Genomic DNA, 26,370 nt, shown 5'->3' on the forward strand with positions numbered 1-26,370 from the left:
TTCCTTCGGAGGGACGATGAAACGGACAGGTCTCGCGCTGCTCTATACCGCGGCGATCATGCTTGCAAACCCGGCCGCGGCCGACATTGAGGCCGCGCGGGACGCGCTGTCCGGCAGCATGAAGAAACTGGTCTTCCATGAGGAACCGCAGCCCGCCGGCACGTCCGATTTCACCACATTCGAGGGCGAGCCACTGAACCTGGCGGACTGGCAGGGCAAGTGGACGGTGGTGAACTTCTGGGCCACATGGTGCGCGCCCTGCCGCAAGGAGATGCCGATGCTCGACGCGCTGCAGGACGAATTCGGCGGCGAGGAATTCGAGGTCGTGACCATCGCCACCACGCGTAACCCGCCGCAGGCGATGCAGGCGTTCTTCGAAGAGATCGGCGTTCAGCACCTGCCGCTGCACCGCGACGAAGGCTCGACCCTTGCGCGCGAGATGGGCGTGCTCGGCCTGCCGGTCACCGTGATCCTGAACCCCGAGGGGCAGGAGATCGCGCGCCTGCGCGGCGATGCCGAGTGGGATTCCGACAGCGCCCGCGAGATGATTCGCGCGCTGACCGGCCTTAGCGGCAACAGCTGACGAACAAGATAATGCCTAAAATGCGAAACGGGGCGGTGAGAAGCCGCCCCGTTCCTCGTGCATCCGAAGATGCCGAGAGCGTTGCACCCGTGGGTGCCGAGAGAGTGAGAGAGTATTCGGTTCGCGGCGGCCCGGTTGGCGCCGCTGTTATGACCAATCTGGGCGAAACCGCGGCGCGGGGCAATGATAATCGCCACAATCGTATCTAATTGCGGCGGCCACTCGGCAATAGGCGCTTGGCCGGCGTTTTGTTTCCAAAAGCGCTGAAATGGGCATCACCAAGCCCCCGCCGATCTGCGACGAATCGTGGTTGACCCGACCGGCTCAGCGGCAATAGGCGCCATTGCCGTGGCGCGCGGTGTCGAAATGAAAATGGTCGCGGTGCAGGGCGTCGCTTCCCGGGCCGAGCACGGTTCCGAAAGGTCCGCAGGCCGCCCCATGCATCCGGGCCAGCGAACGGCCGTGCCGGCCACGGCCCCAATCGTTCAGCACGGTCATCGACTCGCCATCGGCAAGGGTGATGCCCGAGATGTCGATCGCCTTGCCCTTTCCGTGTTCGCTGACCGGCGCGCCGACAAGATGATTGCGCGACCTGCAGACATAATGCGCCGCGATTTGTAGGCTTTCGATGCCGCCACCGTGATTGCCGATCGCAGGCTTGGCGCCGCGATCGACCCAGTCGGCAAAGCGCCGCGCCGTCGGGCAGTCGACCAGCGCCCCCTGGCTCAGCGTCACGCCCGAAACCGATGTCAGCCGCACCGCGTCGTCGATGCCGCAGGCTGGCAGTTCGCCGGGCACCCTCCCCACGACCTCGCCCTTTAGGCGCGGATCGCCGCACAGGCCCCCGCGTCCATCCGACGCGTCGTCATCGCCACAGCCCGCAAGCAGCGCGGCACAGGCCGCAATCGAAAGAAATCTCATCGTTCGACCTTCGCGCGTCCGAAATCGGGCTTGTCGGTGTCCTGACCGGCCTGCAGGATGCCACGCCGTATCGCACGCGTGCGGGTGAAATAGGCGTGAAGCTGCTCGCCGTCGCCGGTGCGGATCGCGCGTTGCAGGGCGAACAATTCTTCGGTGAAGCGACCCAGCATCTCAATCGTTGCGTCCTTGTTGGTCAGGAACACGTCGCGCCACATGGTCGGATCACTGGCCGCAATGCGCGTGAAGTCGCGAAAGCCGGCGGCCGAGAACTTGATGACCTCCTGGTCGGACACGCGGCGCAGGTCGTCGGCGACGCCGACCATCGTGTAGGCGATTAGGTGCGGGATGTGGCTGACCACGGCGCAGACCAGGTCGTGATGCTCGGCATCCATGCGCTCGGTGTTGGCGCCAAGCGCGTGCCAGTAGGATTCGAGCCGCTCGACCGCGGCCTCGTCCGCGTCGGCGGGCGGCACGATCAGGCACCAGCGGTTGTCGAACAGAGTGGAAAAGCCCGCCTCGGGGCCGGAATGCTCGGTCCCCGCCATGGGGTGACACGGGATGAAGTGCACACCTGCGGGAATGTGCGGCGACACGTCGCTGATCACCGTGCCCTTGACCGAACCGACGTCAATCACCGTGGCACCCGACTTCAGATGCGGCGCGATCTCGGCGGCGACCTGGCCCATCACGCCGACCGGAGTCGCCAGCACCACCAGGTCGGCGCCGGCCACCGCCTCGGCCGCGCTGTCGCAGACGGTGTCGCACAGCCCGATGCGGCGCGCCGTCTCGCGCGTCTCGGCCGAGCGCGCGTAGCCCGCCACGTCGCCCGCAAGCCCGGCCCGGCGCATCGCCCAGAACATGGACGACGCGATAAGGCCCAGGCCGATCAGCGCGACGCGCGGATAGCTCATCGGGCGCCTGCCTTGAACTGGCCGATGCAATGGGCGACGCGGCGGCACGACGGTTCGTCGCCGACCGTGATGCGCAGCGCGTTGGGCAGCTTGTATCCCGCCACGCGGCGCACGATCAGGCCCTGGCTTTGCAGCCAGGCGTCGCAGGCGTCGGCCTCGGCCGCGTCGGCGAAGCGCGCCAGCACGAAGTTCGCCATCGACGTGTCGCAGGGCACGCCATGTTCGGCCAGCGCCCCGGAGAGCCAAGCGCGCAGGCGCGCGTTCTCGTTACGGGATTTCTCGACATAGGCGGTGTCGTTGATCGCCGCCTCGGCCGCCGCGAGCGCGGCCGAGGACAGGTTGAACGGCCCGCGGATGCGGTTCAGCACGTCGATCACGGGCTTGGGCGCGTAGCTCCAGCCGACGCGCATGCCTCCGAGGCCGTAGAGCTTGGACAGGGTGCGCGTCATCACCACGTTGTCGCGTGCCTCGACAAGCTTCGCTCCGCCATCGTACCCGTCGACATATTCCGCATAGGCCCCATCCAGCACCAGCAGCGCGCGCTCGGGCAGACCGGCGGCCAGACGCTCGATTTCGGCCATGCCGATCATCGTGCCGGTCGGGTTGTTGGGGTTGGCGATGAACACCAGCCGCGTGGCGTCGGTGCAGGCGTTCAGGATCGCATCGACATCCGTGACACGCTCGCGCTCGGGAACCTCGACCGGCGTCGCACCCGAGGCCAGCGCGTAGATCTTGTAGAGCGCGAAGCCGTGCTCGGTGTGGATCACTTCCGAGCCGGGGCCGGCATAGGCTTGGCACAGCAGCGTGAGCGCCTCGCCGCTGCCGACGGTGCACAGGATGCGCTGCTCGTCGAGGCCGTGGACCTCGGCGATCGCCTGGCGCAGCGCGGCATGGTCGGTCGAGGGGTAGCGGTGCATCTCGTGCAGGGTGCGCTTGACCGCCTCCTGTGCCGCCTGGCTGGGACCGAATGGGTTTTCGTTCGCGCTGAGCTTGACGACGTTCGAGATGCCTTCGACCTGGCTCTTGCCGCCTTCGTACAGCGCGATCTTCATGATCCCTGGCTGGGGTTCGATCTGGGACATGCGGCACCTCTGTTGCGACCGAACCGTCCATACTAGGCCGGGATGTTCGTGAAAAGACGGCAAATCGGACACGGCGCATTGGCCCCGCGCCGTGGTTTCAGACCTCGATGTCGATCGCGGTCTGGGCGCCGACGCCGAACACCTGCTTGTAGCGCGCGATCTCGTCGACCGGACCCATCGCCTTGTTCGGATTGTCCGAAAGCTTCACCGTCGGGCGCCCGTCCGCGGCGATCGCCTTGCACACGAGGCTGAACGGCGCGAGGCGGTCGCCGTCGACCAGACCGCGGAAATCGTTGGTTAGCAGCGTGCCCCAGCCGAAGGACACGCGCACGCGCCCGGCGAACTGGCGATAAAGCTGCAGGATGCGATCCTCGTCCAGCCCGTCCGAGAAGATCACCAGCTTGGTCTTGGGGTCCTCGCCGCGCTCCTGCCACCAGCGGATCGCCGTCTCGGCGCCTGCGACCGGATCGCCACTGTCGATGCGGATGCCGGTCCAGCCGGCCAGCCAGTCGGGGGCGCGGGCCAGGAAGCCCTCGGTCCCGTAGGTGTCGGGCAGGATGATGCGCAGGTTTCCGGAATGCTCGTCCTGCCAGTCGGCCAGCACATCGTAGGGTGCGCGGGCAAGCTCGGCATCGTCTTGGGCCAGCGCGGCATAGACCATGGGCAGTTCGTGCGCATTGGTGCCGATCGCCTCGAGATCGCGGTTCTTGGCGATCAGACAGTTCGAGGTGCCCACGAAGCTGCTGCCCAGCCCTTCCAGCATCGCCTGCACGCACCAGTCTTGCCACAGGAAACTGTGCCGCCGCCGCGTGCCGAAATCGGCGATGCGGATGCCGGACTCGGTGCGAAGGCGTTCGACCTTTTCCCACAGCTTCGTCATCGCGCGGGCATACAGCACCTGAAGTTCGAACCGCCCCATCCTGTTCAGGACCGCGCGGCCGCGCAGCTCCATCAGGACCGCCAGCGCTGGGATTTCCCACAGCATGACCTCGGGCCAGGCGCCTTCGAAGGTCAGCTCGTACTGATCGCCCACGCGTTCGAGGTGGTAGGGCGGCAGGCGCAGTCCCTCGAACCACCCCATGAAATCCGGTCGGAACATCTGCCGCTTGCCGTAGAAGGTGTTGCCGCGCAGCCAGGTCGATTCTCCACGCGTCAGCGACAGGCTTCGGATGTGGTCCAGCTGTTCGCGCAGCTCGCCCTCGTCGATCAGCCGGGCCAGCGGCACGTTGTCGGAGCGGTTGATCAGGCTGAAGGTGACATGCGTGTCCGGACGGTTGCGGAACACCGACTGGCACATCAGCAGCTTATAGAAATCCGTGTCGATCAGCGACCGAACGATCGGGTCGATCTTCCACTTGTGGTTCCAGACGCGGGTCGCGATATCGACCATGGGGCCCTCCGGACGGGTTCGTCGTGTCGCTTAGAGCAAGCGGCCGCTGTCAGGGCAAGCCCGCGGGACGCGCACCGCCCGCGTCGCGGCGCGAGCGCTTCAGTTCCGCGTCGAGTTCGGAGGGCTTGTGGCGCGCCTCGGACAGCGTGTCGTCCGGCGACCGGCCCTCGACCGCCGCCGCCGCAACCCGCGCCAGCGCGTAGGTCGTCACGCGCCGCGTGCCCTTCAGCGCAGCGCGGCCAAGGCCGATGGCGGCCAGATAGTCGTGATACGGCCCGAGCGTGCCGGGCCCGGGCTTCGCCGTGCCCCCGGCCACGGACTCGCAGGCTGAAACGTCGGTCGAGACGTAGGACCGGCAGATCATCGGCCGCGCGTCATAGGCACGGCATGCGCGGGTTTCCGGGTCCAGCGCGGCGCAGGCGTCCGGATGCCAGTCGCGGCCGTCAGGCCTGCCGGCCAGCGGCGCCAGCGCGGCATGAAGCGCGCGGGCCTCGGCCTCGGTGATCGTGCCGCCATCTGCGCCGCCCAGGATGCAGCAGAAGGCGCAGCCGCGCGCGCAGTCCAGCCCCGCGGGGAAAGGCGCCCCACTCAAGCCCACGCGCCCCAGCTGGACCGCCGCCGTTCCGTCCGCCAATGCGGCGACGATCTCGGTCGTGGACACGCCGCGCGCCGCGCTCGCCTCGGCGAAGGCGGTCAGGCCGCGCCGTGCCCGGTCGGCAGCGCCGGCCGCGGCCTGCGTTCTGGCCTTCGCCAACCGGTTGCGCAGGTCGCCCCTGGCTTGGCTCACGTCAGCAGGACCCCGGCCTGCGTCATGCCGTCGCGCGCCGCGCGGACCGAGCCATCGACGTCGATGCCCCGGCACAGGCCCTCGCGCACGGTCACGTCGAAGCCCAGCCTGGCCGCGTCCACGGCCGAGAAGTTGACGCAGAAATCCAGCGCCAGCCCGACCATCGTCAGTCGGTCGATCCCCCGCGTGCGCAGATAGCCTTCGAGCCCGGTCGGCGTTTCGTGGTCGTTCTCGAAGAAGGCCGAGTAGCTGTCGATCCCGCGCCGGAACCCCTTGCGGATGATCAGGTCGGCGCGCGTGGTTTCGAGTTCGGGGTGGAACGCGGCGCCGGGCGAGCCCTGGATGCAGTGATCTGGCCACAGCACCTGCTGGCCGTAAGGCATCTCGACCGTCTCCATCGGCGCCCGCCCGGCGTGCTGCGAGGCGAAGGACGAATGTTCGGCCGGGTGCCAGTCCTGCGTCAGGATGATCGCGCCGAAGTCGCGCATCAGCGCGTTGATCGGCGCCACGACGGCGTCGCCCTCGGGCACGGCCAGCGCGCCGCCCGGGCAGAAATCGTTCTGGACGTCGATCACGATCAGCGCTTCCATGGCATGCCTCCCTGCCTCGCACCTTTCGGGGTAGGGCCGGCTGCGCGGCCGGTCAAGGCCGCGCCCCCTTGCGCACGGCGCCGTGGCGCGCCTATTTCCCCGCCATGCTGACAGTCTGCGCGCTCTACCACTTCTCCCGTTTTCCCGACCCGGACGCCCTTCGCGCGCCGCTGCTGGACCTGTGCCGTGCGCAGAAGATCACCGGCACGCTGCTGCTGGCCCGCGAAGGCATCAACGGCACCATCGCCGGCCCGCGCGGAGGGATCGACGCGGTGCTGGCACATATCCGCGCCCTGCCCGGCTGCGCCGATATCGAGTGGAAGCTGTCCACCGCGTCCGAACGCCCCTTCGCCCGCATGAAGGTGCGCGTGAAGCGCGAGATCGTCACCATGGGCCAGCCGGACGTCGATCCGCTGGCCCGCGTCGGGCACCACGTCGACCCGGGCGACTGGAACGCCCTGATCCGCAACCCCGACGTGGCTGTAATCGACACCCGCAACACCTACGAGACCGCCATCGGCACGTTCAACGGTGCGGTCGACCCCGGCACCGACAGCTTCCGCGACTTTCCCGCGTGGTGGCAGGCCAACAAGGATCGCTTCCACAACAAGCGGATCGCGATGTTCTGCACCGGCGGCATTCGCTGCGAAAAGTCCACGAACTACCTACTGGGACAGGGCGTCGAGGAGGTCTTCCACCTCAAGGGCGGCATCCTGAAATACCTCGAGGAGGTGCCAGAGGAGGACAGCGAGTGGCGCGGATCGTGTTTCGTCTTCGACGGGCGCGTGTCCGTGGAACATGGCCTGCGCGAAGGACCGCACGACCTGTGCCACGCCTGCCGCCGCCCCATCCTTCCCGAAGACCGTGACCGTCCGGAATACGAACCCGGCGTGTCGTGCCATTATTGCGCGCACGAGACCTCGGCCGACGACAAGGCGCGTTTCCGCGAGCGCCAGCGCCAGATCGCGCTCGCCCGCGCCCGCGGCGAGCGACACCTGCACGCGGACGTGCCCGACGACTTCTGACCTCGCTCAGATGGTCTGGATCGCGCGCCTCGCACCGCGGCCGCGCAGGAGGATGCCCAGCATGATCGCGATGTTGACCGCGTTCCACGCGAAGCCGTTCACGAAGGCCAGGGCGTAGCTGCCGCTCCAGTCGTAGATCGCGCCCGAAAGCCACCCGCCCAGCGCCATGCCGAGAATCGTCATCATCATGACGAAGCCGACGCGGTTGCCGGCCTCTCGCGCGGGCATGTATTCGCGCACGATCACCGCGTAGGACGGCACGATGCCACCCTGACTCAGCCCAAAGACCAGGCTGACGGTGTAGAGCGACACCAGGTCGCCCGCCGGCAGGTAAAGAAGCAAAGCGATCGCCTGAAGGCCCGACCCGATCAGCAGCGTGGGCACGCCGCCCAGCCGGTCGGCCAAGACGCCCGACACCAGGCGCGAGGCCACGCCACCCATCAGCATCAGCGACAGCATCTGACCGCCCACGATCGCGCCGAAGCCCAAGTCGACGCACAACGCGACGATGTGCACCTGCGGCATCGACATGGCGACGCAGCAGCCGATGCCGGCCAGTCCCAGCAGCCATTGCAGCGCCTGCGGGCTCAGGCCGGTCGCGCGGGTGCGCGAGGTGGCGGCCGTCTCGGCGGCGAGACGCGCGCTCTCCGGGACCTTCGGGCGCAGCGTCTGCGCCAGCGGCAGGATCACCACCAGCGTCATGACCGCCAGCGCGCCGTAGACCCAACGCCAGCCCGCGCCGTCACCCAGCCACGCCAGCAGCGGTGGCCAGACCGCGCCCGACAGGTAATTGCCCGAGGCCGTGATGGCCACCGCAAGTCCGCGCCGGCGCAGGAACCACTGTGACGTATCGGCGATCAGCGGTCCGAAGCTGGCGGCGGTCCCGAAACCGATCGCCAGTTGCAGCGCGCACAGGACCGCGATCGACGGCGCGACGGCCGCCAGCGCATAGCCCGCCGCGACCAGGATGGCGGCCAGGCTAAGCGTCTTGGTGATGCCCAACCTGTCCGACAGCCGACCGAAACCAAGGTTGCCGGTGGCGAACCCGATCATCGTGGCGGCGTATGGCAGCGAGGACAGGCCGCGTGACAGGCCGAACTCGGCCTGCAGCTCCGGCAGCACGACCGTTACGACCCACATGCCGACATTGCCCGCCACCGCGATCAGCAGCGCAAGGCCGACGCGGAGCCAGGAATACCGGCTGTCGAGGACGAGGTCGGGCGTCATGCGGCCAAGCCTAGGCGCGCGTCCCGACCTTGCCCAGCCGCAAAGCGCCTAGAAGTAACCCTTCACCAGGGACCCGGCCAGCAACGCCCAGCCGTCCGCGATCACGAAGAACGCCAGCTTGAAGGGCAGCGACACGATCGCCGGCGGAACCATCATCATGCCCATCGACATGAGTACCGCCGCCACCACCAGGTCGATGATCAGGAAGGGCAGGAAGATCAGGAAGCCGACCTGGAAGGCGCGCGCGACCTCGGACAGCATGAAGCTCGGCACCAGCACCGACAGCGGCGCGTCGGGCGACAACGCCATGCCGTCTCCGTCTGGCCGCAACTCGGCCATGGCCGCAAAGGTCTCGGCGTCCATTCGGCCGGCCATGAACTGGCGAAACGGCACGATCGCACGGTTGAACGCCTCGGTGATGTCGATCTGTTCCTCGACCAGCGGCTCGATGCCGACCTCCCAAGCCTCGGTGAAGACCGGCTCCATCACGAAGTAGGTCAGAAACAGCGCAAGGCTGACGATCAGCATGTTGGGCGGCGATTGCTGCAGGCCCACCGCTTGGCGCAGGATCGCCAGCACCGTCACGATGAACGGAAAGCAGGTAATCATGATCGCGATGCCCGGCGCGAGGCTGAGCAGCGTGATAAGCGCGATCAGCTGGATCGATGTGGCCGTGATCGAGCCGCCCTCGCCCAGGTCGATCGACAGCGATTGCGCTTGCGCCACCGCCGGCATCACCAGCAGCAGCGCGGCAAGCCCCCAAAGCCGCATGTTACGACTGTGACTGCATGTCGACCACTTCGGTCACGCGCACCGCAAGCTGGCCCTGCCCCTGCCCGTCGACGACCTCGAGCACGCCGATCCCGATCAGCCGGTCCCCGACATACAGCTCGACCGGATCCTCGAGCATCTTGTCCAGTGACAGCACGCTGCCCTTCGACAATTGCAGTAATTCGCGCACCGACGGGCGGGCGCGGCCGATCGAGACGGTGATCTCGATCGGAACCGAGGTGAAAAGGTTGCCGCCGTCGGTGCGGGTGGTGGTCTGCGCGTCATCCATTGACGATCTTCCTTCCGTTCTCGTGCGAGAAGCCTTCGACCATCGTGGCGAAGGCAGTCAGCATGTCGCCCAGGTCGATCTGGCGCTCGGTCTCACCAAAGCGGATGTCGGCCTGGTCGGCGCCCAGCGTGTCGTCCTCGACAATGTCGACGGGAAAGGCGAAATCGCCCTCGATCAGCGGCGCGACTGCGTCCCTTCGGCCCGGCGCGACTGCGATCACCACATCGCGGCGGCCGATCTCCCGGGCGAGCGACTCGAGCTGCTCCGTGATGTGGACGCCCAGGCCTTGACGCGCGATTTCGGGCAGCAGCTTGGCGATCATCTCGTCGAGCAGCGGGCCGATCGCGCCCATGATGGCCGTGTAGGCCTCTTGGTAGGTGAAAGACAGGTCGCCCAAGTGTTGCGCGAAGGTGCTGGTCAGCCGCGCCGAATCGTCCGCCTGCGCCTTGACCGAGTCGTCCCAGCCGGCGCGGTACCCCTCCTCGAACGCCTCGAGCCTGCGCGCCTCGATCTCTGCCGGGTCGGGGGCGGGCGCAGCGTGCTCGGCGTCACGTACCGGCTCGCCGAAATCGTCGAGGTAGTCGCAAAGCCCGATCATTTCGCCTCTTCCTTCTCATCCAGCCAGCTGCGCAGGATCTCGACCGATTCGGTCTTGCGTTCCTCGATGAGGTTGCGCAGTCGCTCGACCGGGTCCGCGCTGACCGGCTCGTCGTCCATGTCGAAGTCGACCATGCCCATCCCCCCGAAATCCGGGCCTCCGGCCAGCGCCGGCAGAGTCTCGAACTGCGCGTCGCCATCCAGCACGCCGCTGGCATCGCCATAGTCATCCTCGGGCGCGGGCAACGCGCCGGCCGAGGCCCGTGCCGCGCCGCGTGCCAGGACGGGGCGAACCACGAAAAGGCCGAGCAGCAGCGCGACGAGCGCGAGAATGGCCATCTGCGCCAGGCGCATCATGTCGATGCTGCCCGTGAACAAGCCCGGCTCGATCGGGCCCGTGCCAAGCCCCTCAGGGCGCTCGAAGGGAAGCGACCGCAGCGTGATCTGGTCGCCGCGCGCCTCGTCGTAACCGACCGCCGATTCGACCAGCGCACGCAACGCCTGCATCTCCGGCTCGGGCAGCGGCTGGAATTGTTGCGCGCCGTCGGCACCGGGCGCATAGGTTCCGTTGACCAGAACCGCGACCGTCAGGCGGCGGATGGCGCCGGGCGCGCGCGTGACTTCACGCGTGGTTTCTGAGACCTCGTAATTGACCCGTTCGCGCGTTTCGCTGGCCTGCGAGGTCGAGCTTCCACCCTCGGCGTTCGCCTCGCCGTCGGGCAGGTTCGACGCGACCGTGACGTCGCCGGCTCCGGCCTCTTGCGACTGGTCGGTGCGTTCTTCGGTGTCGGTCGAGATCGCAACGCGGCCATCCGGGTCGAAACGCCGCTCAAGGATCGATTCCGTCTCAGTCACGGTGTCGACGCTGACCTCGACCACCGCGTTTCCGACGCCGACGCGCGCCTCCATCAGGCGCTGGACGCGGTCGCGCATCGACGAGGCGCGATCATCCGCACTCAGCGTGCCGCCGCCTTCGGCCTCGACCCCGATCAGGCCGCCCTTGCCATCGATCACCGCAACGCTCTCGGCGTCCATTCCCGGCACGGCCGACGCGACGAGGTACCGGATCGCGCGGGCCTGAGGCGGCGAAAGCACAGCGCCGGTGGTGGTGACAGAGATCGACGCCGTCGGCGTCACGTCACGCTGGAAGGGATTCGCGCTGCTGTTGGCGATGTGCACGCGCGCGGTGGCGATCGCCGGGTTGGCGACGATGGTGCGCGCAAGCTCACCCTCTTTCGCGCGCCAATAGGCCGCGTCGAACATCTGCGAGGTCGTGCCGAAGCCAGACAGCCCGTCGAGCAGTTCGTAGCCTTGGTTCCCGTTCGCCGGCAGGCCTTCGCTCGCGAGCGTCAGGCGCAGCGCGTCGCGTTCCGGTTCCGGCACGAAGATCGAGCCGCCGCGAATCTCGTACGCCATGCCTCGCGATTCGAGTGCCTGGACGACATCGCCCGCCGCGCTGGTTTCGAGCCCGGCGTAAAGCAACGCCATGTTCGGGGCAGACGCCATTCGCGCCAGCCCCAGAACGGCAAGCATGACCGCCAGCGACGCCCCTGCGACGATGATGCGCTGACGGATGCCAAGCGAGTTCCAGACAGTCATGAGCTGCTGCAAGAGTCGACCTCCACTCCAAACGTTCTGTTCGGGTTGAGGCCAGATAAGCCCACGCGCCTTAACAATCGGTTAGCCCCTTTGCGTCTATCTAACCCTCGAACCACAGAAGAGGTTGGACATGGCGGACGCTACGGTCGACGCCCCTGTCGAGGGGAAGAAATCCTCGAAGATGCCGCTGATCATCGGCGCGGTGCTGGCCGTTCTCGGCGGCGCCGGCGGGTTCTTCGTCGTGCAGATGAACCCGCTTGGCCTGTTCGGCGGCGCCGACAAGGCGCACGCGACGGAGGAGGGCAAGGACAGTGTCTATCACGACCCCACGCCGCTGGGCGATGTGGGATTCGTCGAGGTACCGCCGATCGTCATCAGCCTAGGCCCGACCGCGGACGGGCGAACCCTGCGATTCCGCACCAGCCTGGAGGTTCCGGCACAGCACGCAACCGCCGTCACCGCGATCGTGCCGCGCGTGCAGGACGTGCTCAACAGCTATCTGCGCGCGCTGGAACCCACCGATTTCGAGGCGCCGGGCGCCCTCATTCGGCTGAGGTCGCAGCTATTGCGGCGGGTAAAGCTGGTCGCCGGCGACGATCACGTGCGTGACCTGCTGGTGCTGGAATTCATCGTCAACTGAGAGGGGTGGAAATGGACCTGATCGCAGACATCCTGCTTGTCGCCGGCGCCTTGGGCGCGGGTTTCTATTGTTTCGTGCTGTCGCGTCGCCTGACGCGCTTTACTGACCTAGAAACCGGCGTCGGCGGCGCAGTCGCCGTGCTGTCGGCCCAGATCGACGATCTGTCCCGGACGGTGTCCAGCGCACGCAAGTCCGCCGGCGATTCCGCCGAGTCGCTGACCGCGCTGACAGAGCGGGCCGAGGGCGCGGCCCGCCGGCTGGAACTTCTGGTCGCGTCGATGCACGATCTGCCCAAGGACGCAGAGCCCACGCCCGAGGCGGAACCCAAGGATACCGTCTTTCTGAGGCACTCGCGCGCCGGAGGGTTCTAATGGCGGCCCGTTCAAAAAGCGCCCCGGCAGCGCAGCGCAGGACGCCCGCACGGCGGCGCACGCGCGGCGCACTGGCAACGATCGGTGGGCTGCTGATCGCCTCCGCGATTCTGCGCGGGCTGAATGGCGCAGGCGACGCCGTGGCGCTGGAGCTGCCCGGACTGAGAGCACAAGAGGCCGAAACAGACGCCGCCGACGCGGCGAGCGGATCCGACCCCGCCGTCAGGATCGAGCGGATCGCCGAAGCCGATATCGCCCCGCTGCTCGCCGCGCTCGATGAGCGCGAAGCCCGGCTCAAGACGCGCGAAACCGCGCTCGACATGCGCATGCAGGCCCTGTCGGTGGCAGAATCCGAGATCGAGGAAAAGCTTGCCGCGCTCGAAGCCGCCGAAGCGCGCCTCAAAGAGACCATGACCCTCTCCAGCAAGGCGGCCGAGACGGACATCGTGCAGCTGACCGACGTCTATGCCCGCATGAAGCCCAGAGAAGCGGCCGCTCTGTTCACCGAAATGGACCCGGAATTCGCCGCCGGTTTCCTGGGCCGCATGCGCCCCGAGGCTGCGGCGGCGATTCTTGCCGGGCTTCCCCCGCGCGTGGCCTATACGATCAGCGTGATCGTCGCCGGCCGAAATGCCGAAGCCCCGACCCGCTGATGGTTGCGCAGCGCGCCCCGGGGCTTAAATTGAAAACCGTACACGCAGGCCAGCATCATGCGGTTTGGACATCAACGCTGCCTACCACTCAATTGACGGAGGAACGGCCCATGCACACGCGCCGCCTTTTCCTGGCATCCGCCGCTGCCTTGGCCGCCGCCCCGGCCGCCGCTTTCGAACTCGAGCCGCCGCTTCGGCCGCAATCGGTGTCGATCCGTCAGGATCTTGAAGCGGGACAGATCATCATACTGCCCCGCGCGCACTTTCTTTACTTCATCGAAACCCCGGGCCAGGCAATTCGATATGGAGTAGGCGTCGGCAAGGCGGGCCTTGCATTCACCGGCACCGCCCGCATCGGCGCCAAGAAGGAGTGGCCGACCTGGCGGCCGACGAACGAGATGATCGATCGCGATCCGCACCTCTATCAGGAATTCATCGACAACGATTACGTTCAGCCCGGCGGGCCGACCAATCCGCTTGGGGCCCGCGCCTTGTACCTGTTCCAGAACGGACGCGACACGTTCTATCGCATCCACGGCACCACCGCGCCCCAGACCATCGGCCAATCCGTTTCGAACGGCTGCATCCGCATGCTGAACGAGCACGTGAAGGACCTGTACGCGCGGGTGCCGATCGGAGCCACCGTCACGGTGCTGTGAGCCACCGTCCGCGCCACCGCAACTTCGACCTGATCGTGCTCGGCGCGGGCCCGGCCGGTGCCGCCGCCGCTGTGACATCCGCAGGCGCAGGCCTTTCGGTCGCTCTGGTCGACCCGCGGCACTTTCCGCGGGACAAGCTGTGCGGCGGCGGACTGACGGGTCGCAGCATGCGACTTTACCGCGAAATCTTCGGTCAGGCCGTGCCACCCGTTCCGCTGGAGCGGCGCGACGCAATCGCCTTCCATGCCTTCGGCGAGGATCTGGGAACAGACCGGGACGCACCGCCGGTCCATCTCGGTATGCGATGCAGCTTCGATCACGCGCTGGTCGAGCATGCGCTGTGCGCCGGAGCGGTGGATTTCACCGGACGGACATGCACGCTAGACGTCGATACCGGCACCGTCACGATTGAGGCAGGCCAGTTGCGGGCGCCGCTGATCATCGCGGCCGACGGCGTCAACAGCCCGACCGCCCGGCACCTCTTCGGCACCCCCTTCGACCGCCGGACCATCGGCTTCGCCCTTGAGGTCGAGCTTCCGGATCGCGCTCCCGAGCGCGCGCTCCGCATCGATTTCGGCGCCGCGGAGTGGGGCTACGGCTGGCAGTTCCCCAAGCCCGCCGGCCTCACGATCGGAGTCGGTGGCGTGCTCAGCCGCAATGCCGACATGAAAGGTGCATTGCGCCGCTACCTCGACACGCTCGGCATTCACGAGTCCCTACCCGTGAAAGGCCAGTTCCTGCCGTTCGGCGCCTTCCGCGCGGTGCCGGGCCGGGGGCGGGTGCTGCTGGCCGGCGACGCCGCAGGGCTGGTCGACCCCCTCACCGGCGAAGGCATCGCGCATGCCATGCTCAGCGGCGCTGAGGCCGCGCGTGCCTGCACTGACGCGCTGGCCGCCAACGACCCCGACAGCGCCTTGCCGCTATACCGCAAGCGCATCGCGCCAATTCACACGGCGTTGCGCCACGCGGCCCGCCTGCGCCCGATCCTCTTTAGCGAAAGCCTGCGCCCCGCCTTCATCCGAAGTTTCCGGGACTCGCGCAGCTTGCGCCGCGAGTACCTGGCGATGCTGGACGGGCAGACGGATTACGGGCCGATCATGCGGCGCATGGCGCTGCGCCTACCCGGCTTCGTGATGCGGGCGATTCGCGGCGTTTGACCCGGTCGATCGGGCAAAGGCCGCCTAGCCGCCGTCCGACCCTGCCTGCGTGTCCGCGCGTTCGATCAGCTCTTCGACCTTTGGGCCCACCGTCTCGACGATCCGCGCGACCCCGGTCGCGTCCGGGTGTATGCCGTCGGGCTGCATGAACCGCGCGGCGTCGGGCATCCCTCCGTCGGGCCCACGCAGGCCCGCGAAGAAGTCGTCGAGATAGACCGCGTCGTATTCCTCGGCCAATTCGGGATACATCGCGTCGAAGTCGCGCTTGTACGCGGCACCGTAGTTCCCCGGCGCCGTCAGGCCGATCAGCAGCACCGCGAGGTCTCGCTCGGCCGCGACCTGGAGGATCCCGTCGAGATTCGCGCGCGCAACCTCGGGCGCGATGCCGCGCAGCAGGTCGTTGCCGCCCAGCGCGACGATCATCGCGTCGATCTCGGGGGTCAGAGACCACTCGACCCGGCTGAGCCCGCCGGCCGTGGTATCGCCCGACACGCCTGCGTTGACGACCCGCACGTCATGGCCGCGCTCGGCCAGCCATTCCCGCAGTTGCGGCACGAAACCCTCCTGCTCGATCAGCCCGTATCCCTGCGTCAGGCTGTCGCCCAGCGCCAGGATGTCGGTCTGCTGCGCCTGCGCCGGGGCGGACGCCAAGCCCGCCAGCACAAGCGCGGCCTTGAGGCCGAAGGCGCGCAGCCCATATGTCACCAGACCCGTCATGGCAGGACCCCTTCCAATATGTCCGATTCCGTTCTTACCCTCGAAGATGTGACCTTGCGGCTGGACGGCAATGCCGGCCCGGTGGAAATCCTGCACGGCATCGACCTGACCGTGCGGCAGGGCGAGGCGGTGGGCCTGGTCGGGCCGTCGGGTTCTGGCAAGTCGTCGCTGCTGATGATCATGGGCGGGCTGGAGCGCGCCACGTCGGGGAAGGTCATCGCGCTGGGCCGCGACCTGACGGCGCTGGACGAGGACGCGCTTGCGCTGTTCCGGCGCGACAACATGGGCGTGGTGTTCCAGTCCTTTCACCTGATTCCCACGATGACGGCGCTGGAAAACGTCGCCACCCCGCTGGAACTGGCCGGGCACCGCGACGCCTTCGACCGCGCCGCGGTCGAGCTTGACGCCGTCGGGCTGAAGCACCGGGCCGAGCACTACCCCAGCCAGTTGTCGGGCGGCGAGCAGCAGCGCGTGGCGCTGGCCCGCGCACTGGCGCCGCGCCCGGCCATTCTGCTGGCGGACGAGCCCACCGGCAACCTGGACGCGGCGACCGGCGCTTCGATCGTCGAGCTTCTGTTCGGCATGGCGCGCGACCGGGGCTCGACCCTGGTGATGGTGACGCATGCGCCCGAACTGGCCGACCGCTGCGACCGCGTCGTGCCGCTGGCCGACGGGCGGATCGCCGAAGCCGACGCGCGGCGCGCCGCGGAATGAGCTTGGGCGTCGCAGCCCGCATCGCCCGCCGGGAACTGCGCGGCGGTCTTAAGGGGTTCCGGATCTTCCTGGCCTGTCTCGCGCTGGGCGTGGCGGCGATCGCCGGGGTGGGATCGGTCCGCTCGGCGATCCAGGCCGGGCTGGCGGATCAGGGCGCGGTGCTGCTGGGCGGGGATGCGCAAGTCGAATTCACCTACCGCTTCGCCAGCGAGGCCGAGCGCGCGTGGATGGAAACGGTGGCCGCCGAGGTGTCCGAGATCACTGACTTCCGATCGATGGCAACCGTCGACCGCGAGGATGGGACCGAGCGTGCATTGACGCAGGTGAAGTCGGTGGACGACGCCTACCCACTGCTGGGCGAGGTGGTGCTGGACCCCGCAATGCCGCTGGACGACGCGCTGGCGGATCGTGGAGCCGTCATGGCCCCGGTGCTTGCCGACAGGCTGGGCCTGTCGCCCGGCGAAACGTTCCGGCTGGGCGAACAGGAGTTCACGCTGCGCGCCCGGCTGGCACGCGAACCGGATGATGTCGGCCAGGGCTTCAGCCTTGGTCCACGGACCATCGTGCGGACCGACGCGCTCGAGGGCTCGGGCCTGCTGGCCGAGGGGTCGCTCTTTGACACGGAATACCGCCTGCTTCTGCCGCCCGGCGCCGATCTGGACGCGGTGCGCGAAGACGCCCTGGCCCGGTTCGAGGCGACCGGGCTGAGCTGGCGTGACGCACGCAACGGTGCGCCGGGCGTGGCGCGTTTCGTCGACCGGCTGGGCGCGTTCCTTGTTCTCGTCGGCCTGTCCGGGCTGGCGGTCGGCGGCATCGGCGTGTCCTCGGCCGTTCGGGCCTACCTTGTTCGCAAGAATCCGGTGATCGCCACCTTGCGCACGCTCGGTGCCACGCGGCGGGTGATTTTCGCCAGCTACTTCATGCAGATCGGCGCACTGGCGGTGCTGGGCATCGGCATCGGTCTGGTTCTGGGCGCGCTGGTGCCGCTCGCGCTGGGCCCGGTCATCGCGCAGGCGCTGCCGGTGCCGGCGCTGTTCACGCTGCACCCCACGCCGCTTCTTGAGGCCGCGCTTTACGGCATCCTGACAGCCTTGATCTTCACGCTGTGGCCGCTGGCACGGGCCGAGCAGGTGCGTGCGGCGACCCTGTTCCGCGACGCGCTGGCGGGCGCGGCCGCGTGGCCCGCACGGCGCTACGTGGTGGCGACGGCGCTGCTGCTGGCCCTGCTTGTGGGGCTTGCCGGCCTGTTCTCGGGCAGCCCTCTCCTCACGCTTTGGACCGCCGGTGGCATCCTTGGTGCGCTGGTGCTTCTGGCGCTGGCGGCGGGCGGCATCCGCTGGCTGGCGCGCTGGGCGGCACCCGCTGCGCGCGGCCGTCCCGCGCTGCGTTGGGCGCTGGGCGCCATTGGCGGACCCGGCGAAGGCGCCGGCGCCGTGGTCCTTTCGCTGGGGCTTGGTCTTTCGGTGCTGGCCGCCATCGGCCAGATCGACGGCAACCTGCGCAACGCGATCCAGCGCGACCTGCCCGAGATTGCGCCCAGCTACTTCTTCGTCGACATCCAGCCCGACCAGATCGACGGCTTCCGCGCGCGGCTGAACGACGACCCGGCGGTCAGCCGCGTCGACACCGCGCCGATGCTGCGCGGCATCATAACCCGCATCAACGACCGCCCCGCGCGCGACGTGGCCCCGGGCCACTGGGTGATCGAGGGTGATCGCGGCGTGACCTACTCGGCCCGCCCCGACGATCGCACCACCGTCACCGCGGGCGAATGGTGGCCCGAGGATTACGACGGGCCGCCGCAGATCAGCTTCGCCGCGGAAGAGGCCGAGGAGATCGGCCTGCAACTGGGCGACACGCTGACGGTGAATATCCTGGGGCGCGACATCACGGCCGAGATCACGTCGTTCCGCGCGGTCGATTTCTCGAACGCGGGGATCGGCTTCGTCATGACGATGTCGCCGTCCGCGCTGGAAGGCGCGCCGCACACCTTCATCGCCACGGTCTATGCCGAGCAGCAGGCCGAGGCGCAGATCCTGCGCGACCTCGCCGACGCCTATCCCAACATCACCGCGATCAACGTCCGAGACGCCATCGACCGGGTCAGCGACTTGCTGGCCGGGATCGGCGAGGCGGTGCGTTGGGGGGCGGCCGCCACGCTGCTGACCGGCTTTCTGGTGATCATCGGCGCCTCGGCGGCCGGCGAGGGCGCGCGCACCTACGAGGCGGCGGTCCTGAAGACGCTGGGTGCCTCGCGCGGGCGGATCCTGGTCAGCTTCGCGCTGCGGGCGGCGCTGCTGGGCGGCGCGGCGGCGATCGTGGCGCTGGCGGCGGGGATCGCCGGCGGCTGGGCGGTGTCCACCTTCGTGATGGAGACGTCCTACACCGTGATGTGGCTGCCCGCGCTGGGAATCATCGCGGGGGGTGTGGCGGCGACCCTGCTGTCGGGGCTGGCCTTCGCCTGGCGGCCGCTGGCGGCGCGGCCGGCGCGGGTCCTGAGGGCGCGCGAATGATCGCCCGCACGTGCCAAAAAGGGGTGTCCCACGATGGGACACCCCTGCGCCATAGCGAAATCAATGCGTTACAGAGACGGATTCACGAACCGTTAGGGATTCACTCGGCTGCGTCGGCGTATTCGCTCATCGGCGGACAGGTGCAGATCAGGTTCCGGTCGCCGTAGACGTTGTCGACGCGGTTGACCGGCGGCCAGTACTTGTCGACCCGGAAGGCGCCCGGCGGGAAGCAGCCCTGCTCGCGCGAATAGGGGCGGTCCCAGTCCCGGACGAGGTCCTCCATCGTGTGCGGCGCGTGTTTCAGCGGGTTGTCCTCGCGGTCCATCCGGCCCTCCTCGATGGCGCGAATCTCCTCGCGTATGGCCAGCATGGCGTCGCAGAAGCGGTCGAGTTCGGCCTTGGTCTCGGACTCGGTCGGCTCGATCATCAGGGTGCCCGACACCGGCCAACTCATCGTGGGCGCGTGGAAGCCGCAATCGACGAGGCGCTTGGCGATATCCTCGACCGTGATGCCGGCCGATTTCTCGAACGGGCGCGTGTCGAGGATGCATTCGTGCGCCACGAAGCCGTCATGCCCGCGGTAGAGTACGTGGTACGCCCCTTCGAGCCGGTGGGCGATGTAGTTGGCGTTCAGGATCGCAACGCGCGTCGCCTGGGTCAGCCCGGCGCCGCCCATCATCAGGACGTAGCCCCACGAGATCGGCAGCAGCGAGGGCGAGCCGAACGGCGCGGCCGAGACCGGCCCCGGACCGTCCGTGCCCTGCGGATCGCCGGGAAGATGCTCGGTCAGGTGCGCCTTGACGCCGATCGGCCCCATGCCGGGCCCGCCGCCGCCATGCGGGATGCAGAACGTCTTGTGCAGGTTGAGGTGGCTGACGTCGCCGCCGAGGTCGCCGGGGCGCGACAGGCCGACCATCGCGTTCATGTTCGCGCCGTCGATATAGACCTGCCCGCCGTGGTCGTGGGTGATGGCGCAAATCTCTTTCACCGTCTCCTCGAACACGCCGTGCGTGCTGGGATAGGTGATCATGCAGGCGGCCAGCCGGTCCGAGTGCTTTTCCGCCTTGGCGCGGAAGTCGTCGATGTCGATCGAGCCGTTGCTGTCGCACTTCACCGCCACGACCTTCCAGCCGACCATCTGCGCGCTGGCAGGATTGGTGCCGTGCGCGTTGACCGGGATCAGGCAGATGTCGCGCGCGCCCTCGCCCCGCGCGATCTGCCAGTTGCGGATGGTCAGCAGGCCGGCATATTCGCCCTGCGCGCCGGAATTGGGCTGCATCGAGATCGCGTCGTAGCCGGTGATCGCGCAGAGCTTGGCGTTCAGGTCGTCGATCATCTGCGTGTAGCCCTGCACCTGGTTGGCCGGGGCGTAGGGGTGCACGTGGGCGAATTCGGGCCAACTGACGGGCATCATCTCGGCGGCCGAGTTGAGCTTCATCGTGCACGATCCCAGCGGGATCATCGCCCGGTCGAGCGCGAGGTCCCGATCGGCCAGCCGGCGCATGTAGCGCATCATCTCAGTCTCGGCGCGGTTCATGTGGAACACGTCGTGCTGCAGGTACTCGCTTTGGCGGATCAGCGTCTCGGGCAGGCGGTAGTCGGCGGTGCGGTCGTCGGTCCGGTCGATGCCGAAGGCGCGCCAGACGGCTTCGATGGTTTCGGGGCGGGTGCGCTCGTCGAGCGTGATGCCGACCTTCGTCCGGCCGACGCGGCGCAGGTTCACGCCCTCCTGCACGGCGGCCTGAAGCACCCCGCGCTGCAGCAGGCCGACGTCGACGGTGATCGTGTCGAAGAACTCCTGCGGCTCGATGGCAAAGCCGGCCTCTTCCAGCCCGCGCGCCAGCCGCGCGGTCTTGCGGTGGATGCGCTGCGCGATGGCGCGCAGGCCCTTGGGCCCGTGGAACACCGCGTAGAATCCGGCCATGACCGCCAGAAGCGCCTGCGCGGTGCAGACGTTGCTGGTCGCCTTCTCGCGCCGGATGTGCTGTTCACGGGTCTGGAGCGCAAGGCGGTAGGCCTTGTTGCCGTGGCTGTCGATCGACACGCCGACGATACGGCCGGGCATGGACCGCTTGTAATCCTCGCGGCAGGCCATGTAGGCGGCGTGCGGGCCGCCGTAGCCCTGCGGTACCCCGAAGCGTTGCGTGCTGCCGACGGCCATGTCGGCGCCCATCGCGCCGGGTTCCTTGAGCAGGCACAGCGCCATCGGGTCGGCGGCGACGATGCCCACGGCGTCGGCATCGTGCAGCGCCTCGATCTGGCCGGTGAAGTCGCGGACATGGCCGTGGGTGCCGGGATACTGGAAGATCGCGCCGAAGACGGCGCCCGCTTCCAGCGCGTCGGAGTTGCCGACGATCACCTCTATCCCCAGCGGCTCGGCGCGGGTCTTCATCACGGCGATGTTCTGGGGGTGGCAGTTCTCGTCGACGAAGAACGCCCTGGCCTTCGACTTGGCCACGCGTTGCGCCATGGTCATCGCCTCGGCACACGCCGTCGCCTCGTCCAGCAGCGAGGCGTTGGCGATTTCCAGCCCCGTCAGGTCGCAGACCATCGTCTGGTAGTTCAGCAGCGCCTCGAGCCGGCCCTGGCTGATCTCGGGCTGGTAGGGCGTGTAGGCGGTGTACCAGGCGGGGTTCTCGAAGATGTTGCGCTGGATCGCGGGCGGTGTGACCGTCCCGTGATAGCCCTGCCCGATAAGCGAGGTCATCGGCGTGTTCTTCTGCGCGACCTCCTTCATGCGGTGCAGCAGCTCGCGCTCGGACAGCGGCTTGCCGAAATCCAGCGGTTCGGCCTGCCGGATCGAGGCGGGCACCGTCCGGTCGATCAACTCGTCGAGGCTGTCAACGCCGAGGGCGCGCAGCATCCCGGCCATCTCGTCTGGCGACGGGCCGATGTGCCGCCGGTTGGCGAAATCGTAGGGCAGGTAGTCGATGGGCTGATAGGCCATGCCGTCATTCCTCGCGTCGCGTGCTTCTTCTGTCCTGAAACATCCCGGGGAGGCCCGGCACGGGCCGGGGACAGAGCCCCCTGCTCCCTCGCTGTCGCCTTTCGGCCCGGGGGCAAATCCCTTGTCCGGCGGTTGTTTGTCGTTTCGGTTTAGTTGGTTGGTTCGCCGGCTGTCAACGCGCCAGCGGAGTGCCGTCGGATCGTCCGGGACCGGCCCTCGTGCGCCGTGGTCCGTCACGCATTGCGCAGGTTCCCCAGTGGGCTTGGAATGCGCCAAGGATCCACCGACGATCTGGTTGGCGCGCGTAAGGGCCGCTTCTCCTGCACGGGAAGTCCTACACTGGAACGCGGACTGCCGGGATCCATTGAATTCTTGTCAGACAGGCCGTCTTCGGACGGGGGGTTCGGTATGAGGGTGATGCTTCGGATCAGGGTCGCAAGTTCTTCGCTGGCCTGCGCGACGAGTTCCGGGTCCGCAAGGAGCGTCTCGAGGAACTCGAGCGCGGCCTCGAAGATTGCCGGTATGTCCGGCGGCAGACGGTCCCTAGCCGCCAGCTGCGCCTCCAGGGCTGCCACGCGCTGCTCGATCGGGTCGGTTTCGGCCCGAGGTAGAGGCGGTTGTTCAGGATGCGCTCCTGCCGGTTGCGGTTGCCTCGGATGGTGGAGGCATCCTTGGGAGCCGGGAGACGGCCTTCGTTCAGTCCCCTTGCGATCGGGGGGACCGAGCGTCGCTCGGCGGTTTCGCAAAAGATCCTGAGCACCACGCCCGCCTCGTCCGGATTGATCTCGCGGGTGAGCCCGGTTTCGCTTTCGCGGCTCCGGTAGCCGAAGGCGCTGGTATGCAGGCGCCCGCGCGAACGGTGGCCGTGGCTGTCGTAGTCAGCACCGGGCCGGAAAGCGCCCTTCAAAGTGTTCGCTCACCAGAGCGTCCGTCCCCGGTTTCCGGCGCACCAAAAGGTGCAGATCACAGACGAAACGCACGTTCCGCCAGCCCGTTGGCGAGCAACGGCGCGATGGCGAAGGCCTCGGCCTCGTCCAGGCGATGCGTGGTCACGAGATCGGCAAGGTAGGCGCAATCGACCCGCCGCGCGACATCGTGCCGGGCCGGGATCGAGCACAGCGCCCGCGTGTCGTCGTTGAACCCGGCGAGGTTCCAGAAGCCCGCCGTTTCGGTGACGCCGGCGCGGTACCGGCGCATCCCCTCGTAGCTGTCGTGGAACCACCACGGCGGGCCGAGCAGCAGGCAGGGCCAGACACCGCATAGCGGCGCAAGCTCGCGCGTGTAGGTGGACTCGTCGAGCGTATACAGCACCACCGTCAACCGCGGGTCCAGACCGACGGCGTTCAGAAGCGGGCGGAGCGCCTCGGTGAACGAGACGGGGACGGGGATGTCGAAGCCGCGGTCGGTCCCGAAGGCTTCGCGCACCTCGTCCGAATGGCTGCGCGACGAGCCCGCGTGGATCTGCAGGACCAATCCATCCTCGACAGACATGCGCGCCATCTCTGTCAGCATCTGCGCACGGAACAATTCGGCGTCGCCGGATTCCGGCCGTCCGGCGCGAATGCGGTCGAACAGCGTCTCGGCGTCCGCCGCGCTCAGGTCGGCGGTGCGCGGTGTCGGATGGCCATGATCGCTTGCCGTCGCCCCCATTTCGATGAAGAACGCGCGGCGCGCGCGGTGGGCGTCGAGGTACCCCTGCCAGCGACCGGTGTCGCAGTTGGTGAGTTCGCCCAGCCGGTCGAGGTTGCGTGCGAAACCGGGCGCATCGGGGTCGATCACCGCATCGGGCCTGTAGGTGGGCAGAACGCGTCCCTGCCAATTGTCCTCTAGCGCCTTGCGGTGCCAGCGCAGGTCGTCGAGCGCGCTGTCCGTCGTGGCGATGGCCGAAATCCCGAACCGCTCGTAGAGCGCGCGCGGGCGGAATTCCGGCTGCGGCAGTTTCTCGGCGATGGCGTCGTAGGCGTCGTTCGCGGTCTTCGGGGAAAGCCGCTCGGACACGCCGAATACATCCTCAAGGGCCTGGTCCACCCACATCCGCGAGGGCGTTCCGGCGAAGAGATAGTAATGGTCCGCGAAGGTCTTCCAGATCCTGCGGGGGTCGGGTTCGGCGTCCGGCCCGATACCCATCGCCGCGAAAGAAACGCCCTGGCTGGTCAGCATCCGCGTCAGGTAGTGGTCCGGCGTGAAGAGCAGCGAGGAGGGGTCGGAAAAAGTCTCGTTCTCGCCCCACCAGCGCGGGTCGGTATGCCCGTGCGGCGACACGATGGGCAGGTCCTTGATCGTGGCGAACAGGTCGCGGGCCAGGTCGCGCCCGCGGGTGTCTACGGGGAACAGGCGGTCGGGGTGCAGAAGGGACATGGGCCTCACATCAGCCAGTTGGGCAGGAAGAGCACGATCTGCGGAAACAGGATCATGACCACGACCGTCAGCAGGACGGCCGCGATGAAGGGCATCGCCTCAATCGTGTAGTCGCGATACGAGCAGCGCAGGATGCCGCAGACGGTGAACATCGACACGCCGACCGGCGGGGTCATCCCGCCGAAGGTCACCAGCGTCATCATCACCAGCCCGAAGTGCACCGGATCGATGCCCGCCGCGGTGATGACCGGCACAAGGATAGGCGTCAGCAGCATCACCAGGACCGTCGCCTCGATGAGCATTCCGAGGACCAGAAGAAAGCCCGAGACCACGAACAGCAGCACCGTCGGGTTCGTAATCGCCGTCAGCGCGAACTCGGCGATGTCCTGCGGCACCCGCTCGAACGTGATGACATAGCCGAACGTGCCCGAGAAAAGGATGATCAACATGATCATTCCGATGTCGTTCAGCGTCTGCTGGAATGCCTCGAGCACGCGGCGCGGGGTGAGCTCGCGGTAGATCAGCATGCCCACGATCAGCGTATAGAGCACGGCGAAGGCGCCGGCTTCGGACGGCGTGAAGACGCCGAACCGGATGCCGACCAGCAGCCAGACGGGAAACATTATGGCCCAGAAGCCCGACACGAAGTCGCGCCCGACTTCGCGCAGCGTCGGCCGGCGGTCCATCTCGGGGACGTAGCCGCGGCGCACGGCCACGATGCGGGTCGCCGTCATCAGCGCGATCGTCAGCAGCACGCCGGGCACGATCCCGGCGATGAACAGCCGTCCGATCGACACCTCGCCGAGATAGCCATAGAGAATGAGCCCCAGGCTGGGCGGGATCGTCGCGGTTATGAGCCCGCCGATGGCCAGCAATGCGCCCACGAAGCCCGGCGCGTAACCCTTGTCGGCCATCGGAACGCCCAGCACGCGCGCCTGCATGGCCGCGTCGGCGACTGCCGAGCCCGAGACGCCGCCCATCATGGCGCTGAGCAGGATCGACGATTGGGCCAGCCCGCCGCGCATCCATCCCGCCAGCGTCGTGGCGAGACGGATCAGCCGCTCGGTGATGCCCGAGCCGTTCATGAGATTGCCCAGCAGGATGAACAGCGGAACCGCGAGCAGCGGAAAGGACTGACTGACCGCGACGATGCGCTGCACCGCCGTGGAATCGGGCAGGAACGTGGAGGGCAGCAGGAAATACGATGCACCGGCGATCCCGATGGCGAAGGCCACGGGCATCCCGATGGCAATCAGCAGCAGGGCCAGGATGAGGATGAGGGTGGAAATCAAAGGATTTCCTCCTTGGCAATATCGTCGGCGTTGCGGTCCGGCCCGGCGAGGTGATCGAACAGGCCCAAGGCGCCGGCCCGCCGCAGACGGCGCACCATGCTGATCGCAAGCAGCACGGCCCCGACGGGCACTGCCAGCGTCACGAGGCCATAGGAAAGGCCCGAAGCGCCCAGTTCGCGTTCCCAGTTGCTGGTGGCGAGAAACCAGCCGTGCCACGCGACGAGGCCGAGAAACGGCAGGATCAAGGCAAGAGAGAAAAGCGACAGTGCTGCGCGCACGCGTTCCGGCAAGGCGTCGAAAAGCGCGCCGACGCGGATGTGCTGGCCGTCGCGCGCGGCGACGTCGGCCCCAAGCAGACAGGCCCAGATGAGCGCCAGCTGCGCGTAGCTCGGAGCGGCCGTGACCGGTGCCCCGAGGCTTCGGCCGATGCCGGCGACCAGAACCGCCACGACCAGGCCGAGAAGTGCCAGCAACGCGAGAGCCTGTTCGGCTCGGTCGAAGATCCTCCAGAGCACGCGTTCATCCTTTCCACGTCAGGGTGATGCCCCGGCCCCCGGGGTTCGGGGGCCGGGTGCGC

At 68.0% G+C, this 26,370-nt stretch carries 26 protein-coding genes; 9 read left to right on the plus strand and 17 right to left on the minus strand.

The window, feature by feature from the left end; translation table 11 throughout:
- The first annotated feature begins 16 nt into the window (after positions 1 to 16).
- Positions 17 to 583, plus strand: coding sequence for a TlpA disulfide reductase family protein (locus tag BLW27_RS01110; protein WP_089877924.1), 567 nt, complete (start codon positions 17 to 19; stop codon positions 581 to 583).
- Between the two features lie 324 nt (positions 584 to 907).
- Here BLW27_RS01110 and BLW27_RS01115 read toward each other — a convergent pair whose 3' ends face one another.
- From BLW27_RS01115 to pncA, 6 genes are all read right to left on the minus strand, one after another.
- Entirely contained in the window at positions 908 to 1,504 is a 597-nt protein-coding gene (locus BLW27_RS01115; RefSeq protein ID WP_089877927.1) for an extensin-like domain-containing protein, read from the minus strand.
- The gene (locus BLW27_RS01120) at positions 1,501 to 2,415 is read right to left on the minus strand and encodes a prephenate/arogenate dehydrogenase family protein (RefSeq protein ID WP_089877928.1); all 915 of its coding nucleotides are present in this window, start codon (positions 2,413 to 2,415) and stop codon (positions 1,501 to 1,503) included. Before BLW27_RS01120 ends, BLW27_RS01115 begins: the two co-directional genes overlap by 4 nt.
- Positions 2,412 to 3,497: a histidinol-phosphate transaminase gene (gene hisC, locus BLW27_RS01125; RefSeq protein WP_089877931.1), complete on the minus strand. Its 1,086-nt coding sequence runs from the start codon at positions 3,495 to 3,497 to the stop codon at positions 2,412 to 2,414. The genes BLW27_RS01120 and hisC overlap by 4 nt, the downstream gene beginning before the upstream one ends.
- Positions 3,498 to 3,594: 97 nt before the next feature.
- On the minus strand, positions 3,595 to 4,887 hold the full coding sequence (pncB, locus tag BLW27_RS01130) for a nicotinate phosphoribosyltransferase (RefSeq protein WP_089877934.1): 1,293 nt from the start codon (positions 4,885 to 4,887) through the stop codon (positions 3,595 to 3,597).
- A gap of 49 nt (positions 4,888 to 4,936) precedes the next feature.
- Positions 4,937 to 5,674, minus strand: a complete 738-nt coding sequence (locus BLW27_RS01135; protein WP_177177793.1) for a YkgJ family cysteine cluster protein — start codon at positions 5,672 to 5,674, stop codon at positions 4,937 to 4,939.
- Positions 5,671 to 6,264, minus strand: a complete 594-nt coding sequence (gene pncA, locus BLW27_RS01140) for a bifunctional nicotinamidase/pyrazinamidase (RefSeq protein ID WP_089877939.1) — start codon at positions 6,262 to 6,264, stop codon at positions 5,671 to 5,673. The genes BLW27_RS01135 and pncA overlap by 4 nt, the downstream gene beginning before the upstream one ends.
- A 104-nt stretch (positions 6,265 to 6,368) precedes the next feature.
- Here pncA and trhO point away from each other — a divergent pair, with 104 nt between their 5' ends.
- On the plus strand, positions 6,369 to 7,289 hold the full coding sequence (gene trhO, locus BLW27_RS01145) for an oxygen-dependent tRNA uridine(34) hydroxylase TrhO (RefSeq protein ID WP_089878699.1): 921 nt from the start codon (positions 6,369 to 6,371) through the stop codon (positions 7,287 to 7,289).
- 6 nt (positions 7,290 to 7,295) lie between these two features.
- On the opposite strand, the gene BLW27_RS01150 is transcribed toward trhO, so the two are convergent.
- From BLW27_RS01150 to fliF, 5 genes are read right to left on the minus strand one after another with little or no spacing between them, the layout of a single operon-like run.
- Entirely contained in the window at positions 7,296 to 8,516 is a 1,221-nt protein-coding gene (locus BLW27_RS01150) for an MFS transporter (protein ID WP_089877942.1), read from the minus strand.
- Positions 8,517 to 8,564: 48 nt separating this feature from the next.
- Entirely contained in the window at positions 8,565 to 9,287 is a 723-nt protein-coding gene (gene fliP / locus BLW27_RS01155) for a flagellar type III secretion system pore protein FliP (RefSeq protein ID WP_089877945.1), read from the minus strand.
- A gap of 1 nt (position 9,288) precedes the next feature.
- On the minus strand, positions 9,289 to 9,576 hold the full coding sequence (locus BLW27_RS01160; RefSeq protein WP_089877948.1) for a FliM/FliN family flagellar motor switch protein: 288 nt from the start codon (positions 9,574 to 9,576) through the stop codon (positions 9,289 to 9,291).
- Positions 9,569 to 10,174, minus strand: a complete 606-nt coding sequence (locus tag BLW27_RS01165) for a FliH/SctL family protein (RefSeq protein WP_089877950.1) — start codon at positions 10,172 to 10,174, stop codon at positions 9,569 to 9,571. The genes BLW27_RS01160 and BLW27_RS01165 overlap by 8 nt, the downstream gene beginning before the upstream one ends.
- Positions 10,171 to 11,784, minus strand: coding sequence for a flagellar basal-body MS-ring/collar protein FliF (fliF, locus tag BLW27_RS01170; RefSeq protein ID WP_089877952.1), 1,614 nt, complete (start codon positions 11,782 to 11,784; stop codon positions 10,171 to 10,173). Before fliF ends, BLW27_RS01165 begins: the two co-directional genes overlap by 4 nt.
- Positions 11,785 to 11,902: 118 nt before the next feature.
- On the opposite strand from fliF, the gene BLW27_RS01175 reads away from it, so the two are divergent.
- The 5 genes from BLW27_RS01175 to BLW27_RS01195 all read left to right on the plus strand — a co-directional run bounded on the left by BLW27_RS01175 (position 11,903) and on the right by BLW27_RS01195 (position 15,252).
- On the plus strand, positions 11,903 to 12,412 hold the full coding sequence (locus tag BLW27_RS01175; protein ID WP_089877955.1) for a flagellar basal body-associated FliL family protein: 510 nt from the start codon (positions 11,903 to 11,905) through the stop codon (positions 12,410 to 12,412).
- 11 nt (positions 12,413 to 12,423) lie between these two features.
- Positions 12,424 to 12,783, plus strand: a complete 360-nt coding sequence (locus tag BLW27_RS01180; RefSeq protein ID WP_089877958.1) for a hypothetical protein — start codon at positions 12,424 to 12,426, stop codon at positions 12,781 to 12,783.
- On the plus strand, positions 12,783 to 13,436 hold the full coding sequence (locus BLW27_RS01185) for a MotE family protein (RefSeq protein ID WP_089877961.1): 654 nt from the start codon (positions 12,783 to 12,785) through the stop codon (positions 13,434 to 13,436). The genes BLW27_RS01180 and BLW27_RS01185 overlap by 1 nt, the downstream gene beginning before the upstream one ends.
- Before the next feature lie 110 nt (positions 13,437 to 13,546).
- Complete coding sequence (locus tag BLW27_RS01190; RefSeq protein WP_089877964.1) at positions 13,547 to 14,095, plus strand: L,D-transpeptidase; 549 nt, start codon at positions 13,547 to 13,549, stop codon at positions 14,093 to 14,095.
- A complete protein-coding gene (locus tag BLW27_RS01195) occupies positions 14,092 to 15,252 on the plus strand; it encodes a geranylgeranyl reductase family protein (RefSeq protein ID WP_089877966.1) in 1,161 nt (386 codons plus the stop codon). Before BLW27_RS01190 ends, BLW27_RS01195 begins: the two co-directional genes overlap by 4 nt.
- A 24-nt stretch (positions 15,253 to 15,276) precedes the next feature.
- Here the strand turns inward: BLW27_RS01195 and BLW27_RS01200 are convergent, their stop codons facing one another.
- On the minus strand, positions 15,277 to 15,969 hold the full coding sequence (locus tag BLW27_RS01200; protein ID WP_089877969.1) for an arylesterase: 693 nt from the start codon (positions 15,967 to 15,969) through the stop codon (positions 15,277 to 15,279).
- A gap of 18 nt (positions 15,970 to 15,987) precedes the next feature.
- Here BLW27_RS01200 and BLW27_RS01205 point away from each other — a divergent pair, with 18 nt between their 5' ends.
- Complete coding sequence (locus BLW27_RS01205) at positions 15,988 to 16,683, plus strand: ABC transporter ATP-binding protein (RefSeq protein ID WP_089877972.1); 696 nt, start codon at positions 15,988 to 15,990, stop codon at positions 16,681 to 16,683.
- Complete coding sequence (locus BLW27_RS01210; RefSeq protein WP_089877974.1) at positions 16,680 to 19,196, plus strand: ABC transporter permease; 2,517 nt, start codon at positions 16,680 to 16,682, stop codon at positions 19,194 to 19,196. The genes BLW27_RS01205 and BLW27_RS01210 overlap by 4 nt, the downstream gene beginning before the upstream one ends.
- Positions 19,197 to 19,296: 100 nt before the next feature.
- On the opposite strand, the gene gcvP is transcribed toward BLW27_RS01210, so the two are convergent.
- The 5 genes from gcvP to BLW27_RS01235 form a co-directional block, all read right to left on the minus strand.
- A complete protein-coding gene (gcvP, locus tag BLW27_RS01215; RefSeq protein WP_089877977.1) occupies positions 19,297 to 22,143 on the minus strand; it encodes an aminomethyl-transferring glycine dehydrogenase in 2,847 nt (948 codons plus the stop codon).
- Positions 22,144 to 22,570: 427 nt separating this feature from the next.
- Positions 22,571 to 23,050 (minus strand): recombinase family protein, encoded by a 480-nt coding sequence (locus BLW27_RS22055; RefSeq protein ID WP_089877980.1) that lies wholly within the window; start codon positions 23,048 to 23,050, stop codon positions 22,571 to 22,573.
- Between the two features lie 56 nt (positions 23,051 to 23,106).
- Positions 23,107 to 24,501: a glucuronate isomerase gene (uxaC, locus tag BLW27_RS01225; protein ID WP_089877983.1), complete on the minus strand. Its 1,395-nt coding sequence runs from the start codon at positions 24,499 to 24,501 to the stop codon at positions 23,107 to 23,109.
- Positions 24,502 to 24,506: 5 nt separating this feature from the next.
- On the minus strand, positions 24,507 to 25,793 hold the full coding sequence (locus tag BLW27_RS01230) for a TRAP transporter large permease (RefSeq protein WP_089877987.1): 1,287 nt from the start codon (positions 25,791 to 25,793) through the stop codon (positions 24,507 to 24,509).
- Entirely contained in the window at positions 25,790 to 26,308 is a 519-nt protein-coding gene (locus BLW27_RS01235; RefSeq protein ID WP_089877989.1) for a TRAP transporter small permease, read from the minus strand. Before BLW27_RS01235 ends, BLW27_RS01230 begins: the two co-directional genes overlap by 4 nt.
- Positions 26,309 to 26,370: the final 62 nt, after the last annotated feature.

This window comes from Citreimonas salinaria (assembly GCF_900107235.1).
GTDB lineage: Bacteria > Pseudomonadota > Alphaproteobacteria > Rhodobacterales > Rhodobacteraceae > Citreimonas > Citreimonas salinaria.